Below are 20,661 nucleotides of genomic sequence, written 5' to 3' on the forward strand. Positions count from 1 at the left end.
AAAATAAAATTTTTTTAGGAAATGAAAACATTTTATAAAAAAATTTTAAATAAAAATGCTAGTTTTTACTAGCATTTAAATCCTTTTAATTGTATTTATTTGTCATGAAGTTTCATTTACTTTTAATAATAAATTAACTTCATATTCAAAAATTTTATTTTGGAAGGGGTCTTTATAAATTATTTGATATTTTATTGATTGATCTAAATTATTATTATCAATATTTTCATAATTAATTTTTTTAGTTGTAAAGTTATTATCTTTGATTAACTTCTTGTAAATGGTATTTGAAATATTATCGTTTATTTTTCTTATATCAGAAAATCCATTAAGTAAGTCATCTAATATATTATTTGTTATTGGGTCATCTACAATACTTTCTAATGCTTCTAAAAAAGAATCAGACCTAAAAGAACTATTAATTTGATTTCCATCAGAATCATAATCAGTTCCTAAAGCATACATAGCTGCTTTAGCACCTTTAATATTCTCATTAATTGCAGAGTCATTTATTTTTAAATATAATCCACCTTTTTTTGATGCAATTATCATCGTTTGAAGAGCGGTATATTTACCATTGTTACTATGCTCTTCAAATTTATTAAATTTATTTCCTTTTTTAAATCATAGTTCATAGTTTTCATTTATTAAAGCTTTTGAAAGTATATCTAAACCATTTGCTAATTTTTCAGCTTTTCTTTCAGTGATATTACTTTTTGTATTCCTTTTATTAGATTCATTTGATTCAATGTTTTTATAAACTAAATCAAATATATCAGATATAGTCATACCAGTTACTATTTCATTTGTAAAAAGTGAATATAAACTTATTTGTTTTCCTGTAATATCTTTTAATAGTGTTGAATCTTCATCTCATAAAGCACTAAATAAATGTTTTAAATGTTGAGTAGATGAAGCACTTACTTTAAAGTTAATTTCAACTCCAAATCCTTTTAAAATATCTAGTACTTTATTTAATCCACTAAAATCAGAGTTAAAACCAAGTCCATCACCTAATACTCAACGTAAAGCATTTCCTACTTGATCAGGACCAATTCCTGCAAAACTTCATCCTTGTCAAACAGCAAGACCATTTCCCAATCCATATAGTACTGATGAGTAGTTGTTTTTTTTATTTTGTAAAAGGGGTATAGAACTTAATTTTGAAATAAGTGAAAATGAAGTTATATTTTCTTCAATATTTGTAACTTTTTCTCCAGAATTAAATAAAAGATAAAACATTTTTTGCAGTTGTTTACCTTTAAAATCCTCTTTAGCGTTAGTAATAGTTGATAAATTTTTTAATATTCTTTTAGTACTATAAGGATTTTGTTTAAGAGTTAATTTAGCATTTTCTTCTAAAAATTGATTATTGTTTTTATTATTATCAAATAAATATTCATCATTTTCTGGTGTAAATATTGAAAAATCAACTGATGATATATGTTTTAATAGGGATGAAATTACAAATAAAAGATCAACTATATTTTCAGGTTCTTTTATAAATAGATTTAATAATGAATTGATATTAAAATCATTTAAATTTGGATTAAGTTTTTTAAAAAATTCTCCAATTATTGAACCTAAAGTTTTATCAAAATTCTTATCTAAAGAATATATTTTATTTTTATCAACTATTTTATTACTTTGTTCACTCATTCTTGCAAAAATATTGCTTATTTTATTTAGTGATGCATTTAATATCATTTCTCCAGTTAATTGCTCAGACTGCATATCTTGAGACAATATAGAATTTATTAAATTATCAAAAATATCTGCAAAACCTGATAAATCGATTTCTTCTAAAAATTGATTCACTCATTTAAAAATATTTGTGTTATTTTTTTCTTTTACAGAATTTTCAAAATCTGAATTAAAAAAGTTCTTTAAAACAGCATAAAAAGCATTTGATTCTTGTAATGCTGCTAAAGTATGAGATAAGGGTTTACTTATTTTCTCAATCATTTGAGCGATAGACATTAAATTTTGTGAACTCAATGATTCTATTAAATCATCACTTAAATTTAAACTAGGCAATATTCCTTGTAATAAACCTGAAATGCTTGGATGAATCCCACCATTCGATTTAATAGCACTAGCTGCAACTACAAAAGTTGAAGAAAATTCATCTGTAGAACTTGTGGGTTTTTTTACATTTTCTGTTAAAAAATTTTCATTTTTTTCATTAATTTTACTTCTACTCAAATCTTGATTATTAAAATATGAGTCATTTAGTTGTTTTAAAGTAGTTTGATTATCTGTTTTAAAGCTTGGCAATAAATCATTTGCCTTTGAATTGCTTATAAGAGTATTTAAAAAATTACTATCATAAGCAAATTGATTTTTTAAATTTTGACTAGCATTTTGTATTACTGTTCCTCTCATTAGAGTTGAAGATATTTTAACTAGATTATCTACTTTATTTTTAACTGATTGCTTTGTAGAATTAACCATACTACATGAAGCAACAGATAAAGTAGAAGTACCTATACTAATAGCTCCTAACAATATAATTAGTTTTTTCATTTTATCCCCCGATATTCATAATTATATTTTTTATTTATGATAAAATATTTTGGTATTTTAAAATAATTTTAGAAAAGTATAAAATATTCTAATATTTAATTCATTTTATTTAAAAGTCGGGGGATATTAAAAATGAAAAAATCTTTAATTTTATATTTAAAACAAGGTATTAAAGGTGTGATGAAATTTAAAGTGCAATTTTTAGTAATTGTCATTTTAAGTTTTTTAGCTACTTTTATATTAAGTATTTCTCTATCAACATCACAAAGAATAAATAATGATTATAAAAATGCAATGTCAAAAATGCAAAAGTTTGATTACATCGGACAAAAAACTGTAGGTTCAAAAATATCAGAAGAATCAGGAACAAAATTACTTTCAACAATGGATTTAATAAATAACCAATTTTTATATGTAAAAAAAACAGGTGAAGAATCTTCGACTCTTTGAAATAGGGCAATTGATATAAATCATAATTTGAGTTATTTTGAAAATATTAATGGATATGAAGAAACATTTTTAACAAAAACTTTTCAAACAAAAGAGTTTCAAGAAAATTTTATTAATTTGCTTAACAAAGATTTTTTTTGAAACTCAATTTTTGATTATAAATATGATCAAGAATTAAATCAACAACTTTGAAATCCAACACTATTAAATTATTCTTTGGACATAACAAGTTACAACTATTTAAATAATTTCAATGAAAAACAAGCAGAAATGAAAAAATTTTATATAGATAGTATTGAATTATTGAAAAAAAACTTTGTAAATGATTTATTCCAAGAAAATACACCACAATATTTGAAAAATACTTTATTTTATGAACTAAAGAGTAAAAATATAATTACCCAAGAAGATTTTAATAATGAGGCTCTTTTAGATGATGAAGATAGAAATATTTATAACAGATATTTATATTTTTCAATTGAACCATTCATAAGACAAATAATAAATGCATCAATTGAATATCCAAAATATTGAATAAATAAAGCAATTAACGAATCTAAACAAAAAAATTTAGAAGATGTTATACGTACATTCAATGAAAATAAAGAAAAAATAGGCTTTGAATGAATGCAAGAATCTAATGCTGACTTTGGCTTAGTTATTTTTAAATGAATATTTGGATTTAATCCTTCAATTGAGCAAGAAAGTATAGATGAAAACATAAATAACCCATTTATTGTTACTATTGACAATAAACCATGAAAAAATAATATTGATTTAGGAAAAGATAATGATTTAAACGAATACTTAGATACAAAAAATTCAGTATTTGAAAAAGGTATGCGAGGTAGTTTAAATCAACTTGTAGTAAGAAGTGAAAATAATAAAATCTTGGGAATAGATAAAACATTTGATACAAATTTTTTAAAACATAATTTTGATGGTACAACTTTGGAAGAAAGAATTGCGAACGGAAAAGGATTTTGACATACAGAAGACTATAAAGAAAGTTATAGATGTAATAAAATCAATGACATAATAGCATTTTTTGTTAGAAGTGAAATAATAGCCCAAGCAACGGGATTCGAATATAATATAAGAGGAGAAATTGAATTTACAGATCTTGCTACAGAAATAAGTTATAGAATAGTAGATATTCAAAATAATTGAAAAAAGAGAATTACTATTTATGAAGGTAACATGCCGAGAACTAAAAACGAAATTTTAATTAATTCGCAATTTGCAAGAGCCAATAAATATAAGGTTGGACAAAATATTAAAGTTGGAGAAGGAAATTTTATAATTTCAGGAATAGGTGTAGATCCTTTAACATATTATCCTATGGGAAATACACGAAATCCTTTACCAAATAATAAAAAGAATGTAATTATTTACATAAATGATGATAATTTAGAAAAGATATTTCCAGAAGGTTCTAAATTTGATCAGACAAGTACAAAATCTCTTTATAGTATTTATACAAACTTTGAAAATCCAATAAATGAAATTAATCAAAATTTTAAAAAACTTCAGGCACTTTCATTAAATAATGTAGTTGAAGTTTATAATTCATACAAATACTTAAATAACATTGATTCTGAATTAAAAAGTACAAACTATATAAATAGTTATTCTTCATTTAATTCATCAAATTTAAAATTAAATTGAACGATAGCGCCAACTATTTTAAATTCTTTTAGAGCATTTGCATATATATTTACATTATTAATATTTATTATTACAATTATAGCTACAGTAGTTGCTGTTAAAAAGACAGTGGAATTAAATGCTGGAGAAATTGGTATTTTAAAAGCAATAGGTGTAAAAAACTGACAAATATCCTCATCCTATTTTTCTTATGGTATTGTTACAGGATTATTTATAGTGCCAATCGCATGACTTGCTGGGGCATTCATTCAGGAATTTATATCTATAATATTTTTAAATTTTGTGAGTGGAAAATTTAATACTATTGTAATTAATCCTTTTGGACTCTTGTTGTCAGTACTTATTTTTGGGGTGTTACTATGTTTAATTTCTTTCTTTACTGCATATTTTCTAGTTAAAAAGCCAGTTTTAGAAGTTATTAATAAAGTTACAAGAGTTAAAAGAATTCAATGAATAGATACATTTAAAAATAGAATTTTTAAATCAAGAGGTTTTTCAACTAGATTTAGTATTGAATTAGCAGTATCGGGATTCAGTAAAACTATATTGTCATCAATTACTATATTTTTTGCAGCATTTTTTATATCATTTGGTTTAACAATTCCAGGTTTAGTTCAAAATGTTGTTCAAAGCTATTATAAGAATATTAATTATCAAAATTCTATGCAAAATACAGAATTGGTAGGTAATGCGCCATTGGCAAAAACATCATTGAGTGTAACTAAGGAAATAGAAGAATATGAATCAAATTTATTTGATAGTAATAATATATTTGGAAATGATATTTTAAAAATATCAAAAGATATTACAAATTTTGCACCTTCAGTGGATTCATCAGTAATTCCACAACTTTTATTATCAGCTAATCAAATTGAAAGCAATGATAATAAAATAGATGCTAAATGAGTTTATGATTACATTACTAATATTAATGAAAATGAAATATCAAATGCAGAAAATTCTCTAATATCAATAATAGGTAGTTTAATGGGAAATAATCTAAAACAATTAGTTGGTAAGGGATTGTCTCTTTCTGATATTCAAAAAATCCTTGAATGAGTAATACATTCAAATAATTTTAAAACATTTGAAGAAAGAAAGAAAAAAGTAGATGATCTATCAAGTTTATTAACTAAGGGTTTACCTGAAATTCTTACAAAATTTATTCAAGGTTCAACTACAACTGAAGGAAACTGAAAAGAACAAATTATAAGTATAATTTTAAGTCAAACTCCATCGTATATTAAACAATATGTTACAAAATCCGAAAATAGACTTAATAATTTTTCATTTGGATGACAAATAAATAAATATAATCCAAAAACAGATAGCTTGTATACTGATTTATCAGTTGGCACAAAAAATAATAAATCTTTAAATATTATAGGATTACAATCTAATCAAAATGCATTTAAAATAAATAAATGAGAAACTGAAGATGTATTTTTAACTGATTATCAAGCAAGTGTAATGGAAAAAATAATAAATGGTGAAGAAATTGATGATATGAGTCAAGATAATTCATGATTGAGTAAATTCTATGATGAAAAAAATCAGAAAGTTATAATTCCAGTAATTGCAAGTGATCAAACAGACTTTACACTTGATAATAATTGAAATAATCTAACAAATCCTACTTTAGAAAAAACAAGACTTATTTTAAGACAAGAATCAATTGATATTCCAAATTTAGCTTGAATGTATGATGATGGAGATTGAATTAATTTTAATGGAAATAAAAGTACTAATAATGGATATATAAGTATGAATGATTTATCTGCAAGTAAATTTACTTATGCACCTATTTTTGAAGAGACTGGATTTAATTTGATAGAAAATAAAAATAATGAATTGAAAGATAATGCATATGGATTTTATAAATTGAATTCTTCAATTGAAAATGATGAAGAAAAAATAAATTTAGAAATAAGACCTTATTATTCTTATGATAATGTAACTTTATTTATTCCAAAAACCTATATTAATGAGTTTTCTAAATTTAAACTTAATGGTAATTTAGAAAAATGATGATTAGAAGATGCAGAATATGTTCCTGAAGAAACTAAAAAAGCATGAGGTAAGATAAACCCTTCATTAGAATCAAGTCCATATTTTGCAATAAAACCATATTCACTTTATTTTGATAATTCAAACAGTTATGAAAGAGAAGAAGAAAATCTTTCAGGGACACCAATAAATAATATAACAACACCTTATGAAAATTTTTTAGGTAAAACTCTTATTGATGATAATGGCCCAATAACTTTTGGAAAAGTTAAAGTGAATTGAAGCAAAAATATAGAGTTTAAAAAAGTAAGTTCAATAGGTGTCTATGGAAAACCTTTAATTATTATTGATCAAAACTTTGCAAATATTTTAAGTAAGTATGATATTTCAAAATACATTCCATTTAATTTAAAATATGAAGATGAAAATTCACCTTCAAAGACATATACTCAAAATGGTGTTACAGTTAAAACATTTGATTATATAAATCCATTAGATTATAAAACTAAATATGAATATGGTAACGAATTAATATACGGATCTGATGAGCAAGAAAAAAGTATTAGACCTAGTTTGTGATATACAGGAATTTATTCAAATTCTCAGGAACCATATTTTATTACTACACAAGGTTCTTTTTCAAGAGATGTAAAACTTGGTCAAGATATATTAAATGGCTCAAATTATGGAAGTACGAGCTTGGAATTAAATTCTACAAATTTATTAGGACAACAAAAAACTTTAGTTTTCCAATTATCTGCAATGATTTTAAGTTTAGCAACAGCTGCAATAACTTTAATGACAATAATTATAATTTTAACTATTACATTAATAAATGATTTGTATGTAAACCAATATAAAAAATTTATGATAGTTATGAAATCATTAGGATATTCAAATTGAAAAATAATAAAATACACATTTGGAACTATGTCAATAGTATCAATTATGTTCTATATTTTAGGAGTAGTTATAAACTTCATTGTTCTTGGGCTTATTTTCAGTGCAATTAGCAAAAGATTAGGTTCGATTCCTTTTGGACTAACTTGATGAACACCTATTTTAGCAATTATTCTAGTTTTTGGTTCATTTATAATTTCTATTGCAATTACAACAAGAAAAATTAGAAAAGAGCCAGCTTATTCATTAATGGTTTAAAAAAGATAATTTTTATCTTTTTTTCTTTTTCGTCAGGCCACTATTAATAATATGAATATTGCTTAGAAATTATGGTATAATTTAAAAAATTACTAAAGGAGTTTTACTTTATGAGCGAAAAAGTATATCAGTTAAATTCAGATCAAATTGGAGTAGTAAATTTTGCAGAACCTTGATTTTTGGCACATTTCGAAATTGAAGGAGAAATTGAACCTGTTCAAATTTTTTTCCCGTCATTAGCAGAAGGAATTAAAAAGTTTGCTGCTTTCTTTGAAGAGCATGTCATAAATCATTGATTAGCACAAGGCGCTGAAGGTGAGAAAAAAATTCAAGATTTAAGAGAATATTTATTAACTACTTGATTTAATCCTGGAGTTGAAACTATGAGAGAAGCAATGTTTCAAACTTATGGTTATCCAGAATTTAAAGAAAAAACAGGAAAAGAGTTAATTGAAAATGGTTATGATTTTTTAGGAGTTACTATTGGTCATATTTGTTTAAGATTTAATAAAAACCATTTTTATTTCAACGGACTACATGTTTCAGGAAGAACAGTTGATAAAATGCTAGCCGTTAATTTTTGATCAAAAGTAAAACAAGAAGCAATGAATGATATTGGAACAACAGTATTCAAATAGAAATTTAAAAAACATTTTTATACAAAAAAATGTTTTTTTTTTTTTTTTTTATTATTTTATAATGATGTATTTTCAACATATTATTTATGTATTATTGGTCGGAGAATAAAAAATGAAAAAGTCTTTATTTTTATATTTAAAACAAGGTATAAAAGGAGTAATGAAATTTAAAATACAATTTATTGTAATTGTATTTTTAAGTTTTTTAGCGACTTTTATTTTGAGCATATCTTTTTCAACTACACAAAGAATAGAAAATAATTTTGAAACAGCAATATCAAAAATGAAAAAGTTTGATTATGTTAATCAAAAAGTTGTAGGAACTAATTTAGCTGAAGACTCTGGTACAAATATTTTAGCTCCTTTGGATTTAATTAATAGTCAATTTTTATATGTTAAAAATTCTCAAAATAGTACATCATATAGTCAAAATAGAACAATTGATCTTAATATTAATATTTCTTCATTTGAAGATGAAAATGAATATAATGAAAATTTTATAACAAAAACTTTTAGTGATACAAAAATTCAAAAAAAATTTTTAGATTTGTTAACAAATCCAAAATTTTTAAAACCAATATTTAGTTATGATTATTCAACAATTACTGAAAAAGTTAATTGAAATCCATTTTATGAAATCAATCATTCTAATTCTTCAACTTCATATACTTATTTAAATAATGTAAGTATCAAAGAAGAAATTAAAGATTTTTATATAGCTACAATTGAAACTTTAAAAGAAAATTTTATAGAAGATATTTTTGCAGAAGTGACACCAACATATCTCAATAAATCTTTATTTTTAGAGCTTAAAAATAAAGAAATAATTTCAGAACAAGATTTCAAAAATACTTCACTTGAAAACGATCAAGATAATAATTTATATAGTCGTTATTTATATTTTTCTCTTGAGTCAATTATTAGACAACTTATTAACTCAGTTGTTGAATATCCTGTTTATTGAATAAATAAAGCAATTGAAAAATCAATTGCTATTTCAGAATCAAGAGAAAGAGAAGATGTAATTAAAACATTTAATGAATATTTTAGTACTTCGGCTGGTTTTAATTTTTTATTATTAGAGGATTCAAATATTAAAAGTACAAGTGAAGAAAATAAAATTTTTGCAATAACTGTTTTCAAATGAATTTTTGGATTTAGTCCAACTATTGATGAATATAATATAGCGCAAGAATTGGATAATAATTTTATTGTAAAAGAAAATAATAGACCATGAAAAAATAGCATAGATTTAGGAAATACAAATATTGATACTTCAAGATATCTAAATTCAAAAAGTTCTGTTTTTGAAAATGGTATGAGAGGTAGTTTAAATCAACTTATAGTAAGACCAAGTGCAAATACATATAGTATTGATAAAACTTTTAATACAAACTATTTAAAACATTATGATAATTTAAGTATTGAACAATTAATAGGGGAAGAAAAAAGTTTTGGTGATTTAAATAATTATGCAAATAAATATAATTATTCAAATATAAATACAAAAATAGCTTATTTTATGAGAAATGAAATGATAGCTTCTTTAACAGATTTTGACTATATGACTAGAGCTGAAATGGAATTTACAGATTTAACAACAGAAATTAGTTATAGAGTTATTGATATTGAAGGATTATGAAAAGATAAAATAACTTTATATGAAGGTAATATGCCAAAATTAGAAAATGAAATTTTAATAAATCCTCAATTTGCAAAAACAAATAAATATAAAATAGGTCAAAATATAAAACTTGGTGAAAATAATTTTGTAATATCAGGTTTTGCAACAGATCCATTATCTTATTACCCAATGGGAAATACTCAAAACCCATTACCAAATAATAAAAAAAATGCCATTGTTTATGCAAATAGTTCTAATTTTAGAAAAATAATTGAAGATAAATTAGAAAAAACTGTTACAAAGTCTATATATAATTTTTTTACCTATAATGGAAATAATAATTTAGAATGAAATAATATTCAAAAATTTAAAGCTTATTCATTTAATAATATAGTAGAAGTATATAATTCTTATAATTTTATAATGGGTAATGATAGCGAACTAAATACTGAAAAATTTATTAATAATTTTACAAATTATAATTCTTCAAATTTTAAATTAAATTGAACAATTGCTCCTTCGATTATCTTTGGTTTTAGAGCATTTTCATATATATTTTTGGCATTGATATTTTTAATTACTATTACTGCAACAATAATAGCTGTTAAGAAAACTGTTCATTTAAATTCTGGGGAGATAGGAATTTTAAAATCAATGGGAGTAAGAAATTGAGAAATATCAATTTCTTACTTATCTTATGGAATAGTTGTTGGATTATTTATAGTTCCATTAGCATGAATTTTAGGATCTTTTATTCAGGAATTTAGTTCAAATATTTTTTTACAGTTTACCAGCGGAAGATTCAATTTAGTAGTTTTCAGTCCACTTGCATTCTTAATTTCATTTTTTATTTTTGGTTTTATTTTGTGTCTAATTTCATTTCTAACTGCATTGTTTTTAGTTAAAAAACCTGCACTTGAAATAATTAATAAAACTAATAAAGTAAAACGTATTAAGATAATTGATAGTTTAAATAGTACATTATTTAAAAATAAAAGTTTCTCAACACGTTTTAGCATGGAACTTGCAATTTCAGGATTTAGTAAGACTTTACTATCTTCTACAACAATATTTTTTGCAGCATTCTTTATTTCTTTTGGATTGACCATACCAGGTTTAGTTCAAAATGTAGTTGGAAGTTATTATAAAAATATAAAATACCAAAATTCCTTTACAGCAAGAGAATTAATTGGTAATGCGCCATTGGCAAAAACATCATTAAGTGCTTCTAAAGAAGTAGATGAATATGACAATAATTTAATGAACAGTAACGGAATTTTTGGAGATGGAATAACAAAAATTGGGAAAAACGTAACAGATTTTGCTTCTTCTGTTGATTCTTCTGCGTTTCCCCAAATTTTACTTTCAGAAAATGAAAATAAAGATATGACTGCAAAATGAACATATGATGAAATGGCTTCGCATAAAAATAATTTAAATATCGATGAAAATAATCAAAATTCTTTAATTGCAATTATTGCAAGCATTTTAGGAAATAATATTAAGCAACTTGTAGGTAAAAGTATAACAATTGCTGACGTTCAAAAATTATTAGAATGAGTAATTCATTCAGATAATAAAGAATTTGAAAATGATTTTAATGCTAGATTAAATAAAGTAAATGAATTATCAAATTTATTAACAGATGGTTTACCACAACTTTTAACAAAATTTATTAGTGGAAGTTCTATAAGTGAAGGGAACTGAAAAGAACAAATTATTGATATTATAATTTCTCAAACGCCTTCATATATAAAACAATATGTTATTAAATCAGAAAATAGATTGAATAACTTTATGTTTGGGTGGCAAGTTAATAAATATATTCCTGGAGAAGATACTTTGTACACAAGTTTGGATATAAAAACAAAGAATAATCAAGATCTATCAATGACAGGTTTATTAAGTCATCAAAATGCTTACTCTATAAAAGAAGAAGATAAAAATAAAGTTTTTATTAATGATTATCAAGCTCAGTTAATTGAAAGAGTAATTAATGATGAAAAGTTTGACGAAATTCCTAATGAGATTAAAGATTATTATGATGGAGATAACATTGTTATACCAGTTATTGCAAACGACCAAACTAATTTTTTAATTCAAAATGATTGAAATAATTTAACAGATCCATTTTTAGAAAAAACTCGTTTAATTTTAAAACAAGATTCAGTTAACATTCCAAATTTAGCATGAATGTATGATGATGGGGATTGAATTAAATATAATAAAAAAGAAAATTTTGATAATGGATATTTAAAAATGGATGGACTATCTCCGTCAAAATTTACTTATGCTCCAATTTTTAATGAAACAGGATTTAACTTGATAAAAAATACATCAGAAAATTTAAGCCTAGTAGATAATTCATATGGTTTTTATAATCTTACATCTGATCTAAATTCAAAAGATGAAGAAGTTAATTTAGAGATAAGACCTTATTATTCATTTGATAATATTACTTTATTTATTCCTGAGGATTTTAAAGAGAATTTCGAAAAACTTAAATTTAAGGGAAATAAAAACACAAAAGATTGATGATATGAAGACGCTTCATTTATTCCAGAGGTTACAAGAAAAGCTTGAGGAAAATTAAATCCTAAATATGCAGATTTAAGTCAAAGGTATTTTGCAATAAAACCTTATTCATTGAATTATGATAATTCAGGTAATTATACTAGAGAAAAAAGCAATTTATCAGGTCAACCTGTTGAAAATATTTCACAAGATTATGAAAACTACTTTGGAAGAAGTCTTAGAGATGAAGATGGTCCAATAACATTTGCAAAAACAAATATTAAATGAAATAAGAAAATTAAGTTTAAACAAGTTGGTTCAATTAATGTTTATGGAACTTCATTAATGATTATTGATCAAAATTTTGCAAATATATTGAATGGATATGGTATTTCAAAATATATTCCTTTTAATTTAAAGTATGAAACTAGTTCAAAACCAACAGGAAGCTATTCTGAAGGTGGGATTAAGATAAATACATTTAAATATATTGAGCCTTTAGAATATTATGATAAAGATCAAAATGAATTGATTTATGGAGATACAGAATTTGAAAAAAGTATTAGACCAAGTAACTGATACAATGGAATGCTTTCTAATTCAAAAGAACCTTACTTTATTACATCACAAGCATCATTCTCAAGAGATATTAAAACTGGACAAGATATTCTTAATGGTTCTAATTATGGTTCTTCTGTTTTAGAATTAAATTCAACACATTTATTAGGCCAACAGAAAACTTTAATTTTTCAACTATCAGCTATAATTTTAAGTTCTGCAAGTATAGCTATATCTTTAATGATTTTAATAATTATTTTAACTGTTACTTTAATTAATGATTTATATGTAAATCAGTATAAAAAATTTATGATAGTTATGAAATCTTTAGGATATTCAAATTGAAATATCACAAGGTATACATTTGGAACAGTAACAATATTATCTTTAATATTCTATATTTTAGGAGTTATAACTAATTTTATAGTTATTGGTTTAATTTTTAATTTAGTAAGTAAAAAACTTGGTTCAATTCCATTTGGTTTAACTTGATGATCACCAATTCTTGCTATTATTTTAGTATTTGGTTCATTTATAATTTCAATTATGATAACAACAAGAAAAATTAGAAAAGAATCTCCTTCAACATTAATGAATTAAAAAAACTCACTATTGTGAGTTTTTATTTAAGAATTTTTAAAAGATCATTTTGTTTTATATTAAGATATTTATTCATATTATTTGCCAATACATAAATTGAATTTACCTTATCATAGTATTTTGTCATTTTATTTGGACTGAAATTTGAATATGTTTCAATTACTTGATTTTTTACATCACAAAAAACTAGATCTACTTTTTCTTTAAAACCAAATGAATTAAAACCCTTTGAATAAATTAATCTGAAACCATTTTCAGTTGAAAATTTATCTTTAAATATCAATGAGTTAAATTTATTAGAAGTATTTCTAACTGTTCTAATATTTATATCTAAAATATCTTGATTATGAATTAATTTTGAAGAGTGGTTATCCTTAAAAATATCTTTTTTCTTTGAATTTTTAAAAACTCTTGAAAAACCAATTAAATTTTTTATTGTTCCCATTGAAATCACCTAGAAATATTATATCTAAAAAATAGTAGTATAATATAAAAAGAAAAGAGGAATAAATATGGCCAAAATAGCTATTTTTGTTGCTAACGGTTTTGAAGATACAGAAGTTGTTGCAACAGTTGATGTTCTAAGAAGAGCAGAAAAACTATTTCCTGGTAGTTTTCCAGTAGTAGACATAGTTTCAATAAATGATTCTAAACAAGTAAAAGGTGCTTGAAATATTCAAATAACAGCTGATAAATTAATTGGTGAAATTAATTTTTCAAATTATGATTGCTTAGTTTTACCTGGAGGTAAAGAAGGTGTAGATCACTTAAAATCAAATGAAATTTTAATGAATGCTGTTGAAAAACATGGAAAAGAAAATAAAATTATTGCAGCAATTTGTGCAGCTCCACAAATTCTTGGTAAATTAGGACTTGTTGATGGAATTGAAATTACTCATTACCCAGGTTGTGATCAAAATTTAGAAAAGGCAATAAAGAAACCTCATATGTCAGCAATAGCAGATAAAAATATTATTACAGGTAGTTCAATTGGAGGAGCATTACAATTTGCTTTACAAATTGTAGATCATTTTACTTCAACAGAACAAATGTTAGAATTACACCAAACATTGGTATTTAATTATTAATTTAAACTATAAGTTTTGAAATTAATTTCAAATTTAGTAAAAATTGGTTATAATTAAATTGTCATATTTAAGTTAAAAGAAGGCGAAAGTCTTCTTTTCTATTTGTTAAAACAAAATTGACAGATTTATTAAATTAATATAGGAGGAAAATAAGCCATGATCGATGGTGCACAATTATTAGACGCGATTTATGAAATCGTACAAGATAAAAAAATTGATAAAGAAATTATTTTAGAAGGAATAAGAGAAGGTTTTCAAAAAGCATATGAAAAATTCTTTGATCCAGAAGCTATTGTTAGAGTTGATATTGACCAAAATACAGGTCAAATTAAAGTATTTAAAGAATTGACAGTTGTTCAAAAAATTGAAGATGAATGATTAGAAATAGGATTAAATACTGCAAAAGAACAATATGGAGAGGAAGTTTCAATTGGTGATAATGTTTATGAACCAGTTGAATTTACTTTGGACTTTTCAAAGTTAGCTGTAATGCAAGTTGGACAAATAATTAAACAAAAAATTCGTGAAGGTGAAAAAAACAAAATATACCAAGAATTCCTATCAAAAAATCATGAAATTGTTGGTGGATTTGTAAAAGATATTACAGAAACTAGTTATTTAGTTGATGTTGATGGATCAATTATTCCAATTTGAAATAAAAAAATGATACCAGGTGAAAACTTTGATATAGATGATAGAATTTGTTTCTATATTGAAGAAGTTTCTAGAGATAACAAACATTCACAAATTCAAGCATCAAGAATTCATCCAGAATTTTTAACAAGATTAATGGAAACAGAAGTTCCTGAGATATCAGAGGGTATTGTTGAAGTTAAATCAGTTTCAAGAGAACCTGGGCATAGAGCTAAAATAGCTGTTTTCTCACATGAAGAGGGTGTAGATCCAATTGGAAGTTGTGTTGGAGCAGCAGGAAGCAGAATTAAAAATATAACTAAGGAACTAAATGGTGAAAAAATTGATGTGGTTCTATGAAATGAAGATCCAAAAACATTTGTAATGAATTCACTTGCACCAGTAAAAGTTATTAGTATTGATATTAATGAAGAAAATAATGAATGTTTCATAGTGGTTCCAAATGAACAATTATCACTTGCAATTGGAAAAAGAGGAATGGCTGCAAGATTAGTTGCTAACCTTGTTAATATGAAAATAAACATTTTTTCATTAGAAAATGCAAAAGAAAAAGAAATTGAAATTAAATGAAATGGAAACATTGATGAAAATGAATTAAATAATCCAGACTTTTTAAATAAAGTTAATAAAAGAAGAGAGAAAACTGCAAATAACTTTAATAAGGAAAACAACTTTGTAAAACAAGAAGAAAAAATTGAAGAAATTGTATTTGTTGAAGAAGATAAATCAATTGATGAAATTCAAGCTTCAATTGCAGCATTTGAGAGCTTAAGCGAAGATGAAAGTCAATTTGAATTTGAAGAAAGTATTGACAGTGATGATGATTATGATTCATACTATCAAGATTAATTTTTAATGTCAAAAGATATAAATCTTAGAAAAGATGCTGCATCTAATAAGATGTATCCAAAAATTGAACTAATAAGAATTGTTAGAAATAAAAATGGAGAAGTTTTTATTGATAATACTAAAAAGGCAAATGGTAGAGGAGCTTATATTAGACCAACTATTGAAGCTGTGGAAAAAGTAAAAAAAACTAGGGTTTTAGAAAGAAATTTAAAAACTAATTTGGATAAGGAATTTTACGAAAAACTTTTAGAAGAGGTAAAATTAAATTGGGACTAAACTTAGAAAAACTTTTAGGCTCATTGGGAATGATATCATCTGCTGGAAAATTAGTTTATGGTGAAAAACTTTTAGAACAAATTAGAAATAATAAAATAAAAATTGTATTAACAACTTCTGATATGGGTAAGGCGCAGTTAAAAAAAATAAATGATAAGTCAACATTTTATAATGTACGAATTATCAATAATCTATTTGACTCTGAAACTCTAAATAAAGCAATTGGAAGAAAAAACGTTAAAAGTATTGGAGTAAGCGATGAAAATTTTGTTAAGTTACTTTTAAAAAATATTGAATAAGAGAGGAGATGTAGTTATGGCAAAAAATACAAAATCAGAGAATAATAAAGCACAAGCCAAAAACAAATCCAAAGCACATAGTGCTAATTTAAAAAACCAATTAAAACAAACTACTGAAACTGGTTTAATTGATGGGGTTTTTGTTTACACTGAACCATTGTCTATTGCAGATTTTGCAAGAAAATTAAATAAAGGTCCTGCAGAAATTGTAAAATGATTTTTTACAAATGGATCAATGGTAACTCAAAATCAAATTCTTTCAGAAGAACAAATGGGAGAATTATGTATTGAGTTTGGTTATGATTTTAAAAAGGAAACTACTGTTACAAAAGAAAACATTTTTGAAACATTTAATGAGAAAGATGATCCAAAAGATTTAAGAGCAAAACCACCGATTGTTACTATTATGGGACATGTTGATCATGGTAAAACAACTTTACTAGATTCAATTAGAAATGCAAATGTTACTGAAGGAGAATTTGGTGGTATCACTCAACATATTGGTGCTTATCAAACAACAATAAAAGATAATAAAATTACATTTATTGATACTCCAGGTCACGAAGCATTTACAGAAATGAGAGCAAGAGGAAGTGAAGTTACAGATATAGTAATTTTAGTTGTTGCAGCAGATGATGGAGTTATGCCCCAAACTGAAGAGGCAATTGACCATGCAAAAGCAGCAGAAGTACCAATTATTGTATTTGTTAATAAAATTGATAAACCAGGTTCAGATCCAAGTAAAGTTAAAATGGAATTAATGAACTATGGAATTGTTGCAGAAGAATATGGTGGAGATGTACCATTTATTGAAGGTTCTGCAAAAAACAAATTAGGTCTAGATACATTGTTAGAAACAATTTTATTAATTTCAGAATTAAAGGACTTAAAAGCAAATCCTAAAAAGTTTGCAAGAGGAACAGTAATTGAGGCAAAACTTGATAAAAATAGAGGTCCTGTTGCAACAATTTTAGTGGAACAAGGTACTTTAAGAATGAGAGATATAGTTATTGCTGGAGGAACTTTTGGAACAATTAAAGACTTGGAAAATGAAAATAAAGCCAAGTTAAAAGAAGTTTTACCAGGTCAACCAGCTGTAATAATTGGATTAAATGATGTTCCAAAAGCAGGAGATAAATTTATTGTTGTTACTGAAGAAAAAATGGCAAGAGATATTGCTAAAGCTCAGTTTGAAAAACAGCAAAATGAAGCAAGACAAAAAAATTCTGCATTTACTTTGGATTCAATTAAAACTAAAATTGAATCAGGTGAGCTAAAATCTATTAATATAATTTTAAAAGCAGATACACAAGGAACAGTAGAAGCTGTAAGAAATTCAATGTTAAAAATTAATATTGAAGGTGTAAAAATTAATGTAATTAGAGCAACTGTTGGAGCTATTTCAGCAAGTGATATTACACTTGGATTAGCATCTGATGCTTTAATTTATGGATTTAATGTAAGACCAACTTCACAAGTAAGGCAAAAAGCTGAAGAAGATGGTGTAGAGATTAGATTGCACAATATTATTTATAAATTAATAGAAGAAATTGCAGAAGCTGCAACAGGTATGTTAGATCCTGTATTTGAAGAAAAATCACTTGGCGAAGCACAAGTAAGACAATTATTTAAACATTCACAAGTTGGAACAATTGCAGGATGTAGAATAATGAGTGGAGTTGTACCACGTGGATCAAGAGTTCATATTCTAAGAGATGGAATTGTTGTATATACTGGTGAATTATCATCTTTAAAAAATAAAAAAGATGATATTAAAGAAGCAAAAGAAGGCCAAGAATGTGGAATAACTATTAAAAACTTTAATGATTTGAAAGAAAATGATATTATAGAAGCATATAAAGTAGAAGAGGTGAAATAGTTATGGCAAATGATATTAAAATTGAAAGAACTCAATCAACTATTTTGAGAGAATTAAATTTAATTTTACAAAGAGAATTTCCAGATTGTGAGTATTTAAACTCAATTACAATTCATGAAGTAAGATTATCAAATGATATGGGTCATGCAAAAGTATTTTATTCATTTATGGACATTACATCAGATAAAAATGATGTACAAGCAGAAATTGATGAAAACTTAAAAGAAATTAGAATGATTCTTGCAAGTAAAGTTGAAATGAGAAGTGTACCAGAACTAACATTTGAATTCGATAAAACTTTAGAAAATGCTAATAAAATTGAAGAAATATTAAAAGAAATTAAATAAATAAAAAAACCTGCAAATATGCAGGTTTTTCTATTTATTTAGCAATTTTTCAGTAATTACTTGAATTCTATTAGTAGTGAGTGTGAATAAAACAATTGCAAATAGATCAAATACCATAAAGCTTATTCATGAATGAAAGAATTGAAATAAACCATATATTTGTCCATATTCAATATATGATCATACAAAATTCAATGAAGCTGAACTTAATGGACCAAAAATAAATACTAGCATTCCTGAGAAAATTAGCGAGATACTTCTATTAAAAGAAGCGTCTTTACTATAAACTCGAAATAATTTATCGTATATTAATCAAAATAGGGCAACTCAAATTACTAATCCCATTGCAGTAGTTAGTCTAAATAATGGACTAAGTCCTCAAATTAGAAATTGAAGTACACCGTCAAACAAACCTATTATCATACCCCAGTATATACCTACCACTTGAAAGCTTATAGCAATAACAAAATACTTTAGGACAAATCCTACGTTAATTCCAGTAACATATATTGGAATTACAATATTTATCATACTAACAGCTGTGGACATACTTAGTAACAAACTGACAAGAGTTATTTTTAGAGTCTCACTCTTTAATCTTGCGCGTCCGTTTACCTTATTAAGTTTGCTGATTTCATAATCAAGATCTATATCATCTAAATTTTCAGATAACGTAACTTCTTGATTTTGTTCATCAGTCTTGTTCATCTCTTAAATTGTCTCCTTTAAATAAACGAAATTATAGAATTCAAATAATATTCACCTCAATAGATATTATATTATAATATATAAGGAATTGGGGTAATTATGCATAGTTTCTTTTTAGATAAAATGGTTTTTAATCATTTTGAAATTATTAATGAAGATTTTCATCATATAAAAAATGTTATTAAATTAAAAGAAAATGAAAAAATAATTTGTGTGTTTAATGATGAAAAATTTTTATGTTCTATTAAAGAAATTAATACTAATTCATGTAAAGCTGAAATAATCTCAAAGTTTATTGATGAAAAAAAAGATTATAAAGTGAATTTAATATTGGGAATAATTAGAGAACAAAAATGAGATTTTGTTCTACAAAAGGCAACAGAGCTTGGTGCTGATTGTATAATTCCTGTGGAATTTAAAAGAAATGTTGTAAAAATTGACATTAAGAAAGAAATCAATAAAATTTCAAGATGATATTCTATTTGTGAAAATGCAGCAAAACAATCAAAAAGAAATAATATTCCACGAATTAAACCTATAATTAGAAAGTTAGAAGATTTAAAAGAATATAATTCTGATTTAAATTTGATTTGTTGAGAAGATGATAATTCTAATTTCATTAAGAATGAAATAAAAAATTCTTTTGAAACAATCAATATTGTAATAGGTCCAGAAGGTGGAATAAGTGAACAAGAAGTTAATTTATTAAATAAAATGGGTTATAAAAGTGTAAATTTAGGTAATAACATAATGAGAGCAGAAACAGTTCCATTATATGTTTTAAGTTGTTTAAATTATGAAAAAAATAAGGGGTAATT

13 protein-coding genes are annotated in these 20,661 nt (G+C 24.5%); 10 read left to right on the forward strand and 3 right to left on the reverse strand.

Translation table 4 applies throughout. The features are described 5' to 3' along the window. Positions 1–75 precede the first annotated feature (75 nt). Entirely contained in the window at positions 76–2,526 is a 2,451-nt protein-coding gene (locus tag SDIMI_RS01680) for a hypothetical protein (protein WP_020836257.1), read from the reverse strand. Positions 2,527–2,658: 132 nt separating this feature from the next. Between SDIMI_RS01680 and SDIMI_RS01685 the strand changes: the two genes are divergently transcribed. The 3 genes from SDIMI_RS01685 to SDIMI_RS01695 all read left to right on the forward strand — a co-directional run bounded on the left by SDIMI_RS01685 (position 2,659) and on the right by SDIMI_RS01695 (position 13,743). Continuing rightward, positions 2,659–7,809, forward strand: coding sequence for an ABC transporter permease (locus SDIMI_RS01685; RefSeq protein ID WP_020836258.1), 5,151 nt, complete (start codon positions 2,659–2,661; stop codon positions 7,807–7,809). Positions 7,810–7,919: 110 nt separating this feature from the next. After that, a complete protein-coding gene (locus tag SDIMI_RS01690) occupies positions 7,920–8,447 on the forward strand; it encodes a hypothetical protein (protein WP_020836259.1) in 528 nt (175 codons plus the stop codon). Between the two features lie 112 nt (positions 8,448–8,559). Next, complete coding sequence (locus SDIMI_RS01695; RefSeq protein WP_020836260.1) at positions 8,560–13,743, forward strand: ABC transporter permease; 5,184 nt, start codon at positions 8,560–8,562, stop codon at positions 13,741–13,743. A gap of 22 nt (positions 13,744–13,765) precedes the next feature. On the opposite strand, the gene SDIMI_RS01700 is transcribed toward SDIMI_RS01695, so the two are convergent. After that, positions 13,766–14,188 (reverse strand): hypothetical protein, encoded by a 423-nt coding sequence (locus SDIMI_RS01700; RefSeq protein WP_020836261.1) that lies wholly within the window; start codon positions 14,186–14,188, stop codon positions 13,766–13,768. Between the two features lie 67 nt (positions 14,189–14,255). On the opposite strand from SDIMI_RS01700, the gene SDIMI_RS01705 reads away from it, so the two are divergent. From SDIMI_RS01705 to rbfA, 6 genes are all read left to right on the forward strand, one after another. Further along, on the forward strand, positions 14,256–14,831 hold the full coding sequence (locus SDIMI_RS01705; protein WP_020836262.1) for a DJ-1 family glyoxalase III: 576 nt from the start codon (positions 14,256–14,258) through the stop codon (positions 14,829–14,831). A 156-nt stretch (positions 14,832–14,987) separates the two neighbouring features. Further along, entirely contained in the window at positions 14,988–16,334 is a 1,347-nt protein-coding gene (nusA, locus tag SDIMI_RS01710) for a transcription termination factor NusA (RefSeq protein ID WP_020836263.1), read from the forward strand. Between the two features lie 6 nt (positions 16,335–16,340). After that, positions 16,341–16,610, forward strand: a complete 270-nt coding sequence (gene rnpM / locus SDIMI_RS01715) for an RNase P modulator RnpM (protein WP_020836264.1) — start codon at positions 16,341–16,343, stop codon at positions 16,608–16,610. Then, positions 16,601–16,909, forward strand: coding sequence for a L7Ae/L30e/S12e/Gadd45 family ribosomal protein (locus SDIMI_RS01720; protein WP_020836265.1), 309 nt, complete (start codon positions 16,601–16,603; stop codon positions 16,907–16,909). Before rnpM ends, SDIMI_RS01720 begins: the two co-directional genes overlap by 10 nt. Before the next feature lie 16 nt (positions 16,910–16,925). After that, positions 16,926–18,788 (forward strand): translation initiation factor IF-2, encoded by a 1,863-nt coding sequence (gene infB, locus SDIMI_RS01725; RefSeq protein ID WP_020836266.1) that lies wholly within the window; start codon positions 16,926–16,928, stop codon positions 18,786–18,788. A 2-nt stretch (positions 18,789–18,790) separates the two neighbouring features. After that, complete coding sequence (gene rbfA / locus SDIMI_RS01730) at positions 18,791–19,135, forward strand: 30S ribosome-binding factor RbfA (RefSeq protein ID WP_020836267.1); 345 nt, start codon at positions 18,791–18,793, stop codon at positions 19,133–19,135. A gap of 30 nt (positions 19,136–19,165) precedes the next feature. On the opposite strand, the gene SDIMI_RS01735 is transcribed toward rbfA, so the two are convergent. Further along, a complete protein-coding gene (locus SDIMI_RS01735) occupies positions 19,166–19,843 on the reverse strand; it encodes a hypothetical protein (RefSeq protein ID WP_020836268.1) in 678 nt (225 codons plus the stop codon). Between the two features lie 99 nt (positions 19,844–19,942). On the opposite strand from SDIMI_RS01735, the gene SDIMI_RS01740 reads away from it, so the two are divergent. After that, entirely contained in the window at positions 19,943–20,659 is a 717-nt protein-coding gene (locus SDIMI_RS01740; RefSeq protein WP_020836269.1) for an RsmE family RNA methyltransferase, read from the forward strand. Positions 20,660–20,661: the final 2 nt, after the last annotated feature.

It is taken from the genome of Spiroplasma diminutum CUAS-1, assembly GCF_000439455.1.
In the GTDB taxonomy this organism is placed as follows: domain Bacteria; phylum Bacillota_I; class Bacilli_A; order Mycoplasmatales; family Mycoplasmataceae; genus Spiroplasma_A; species Spiroplasma_A diminutum.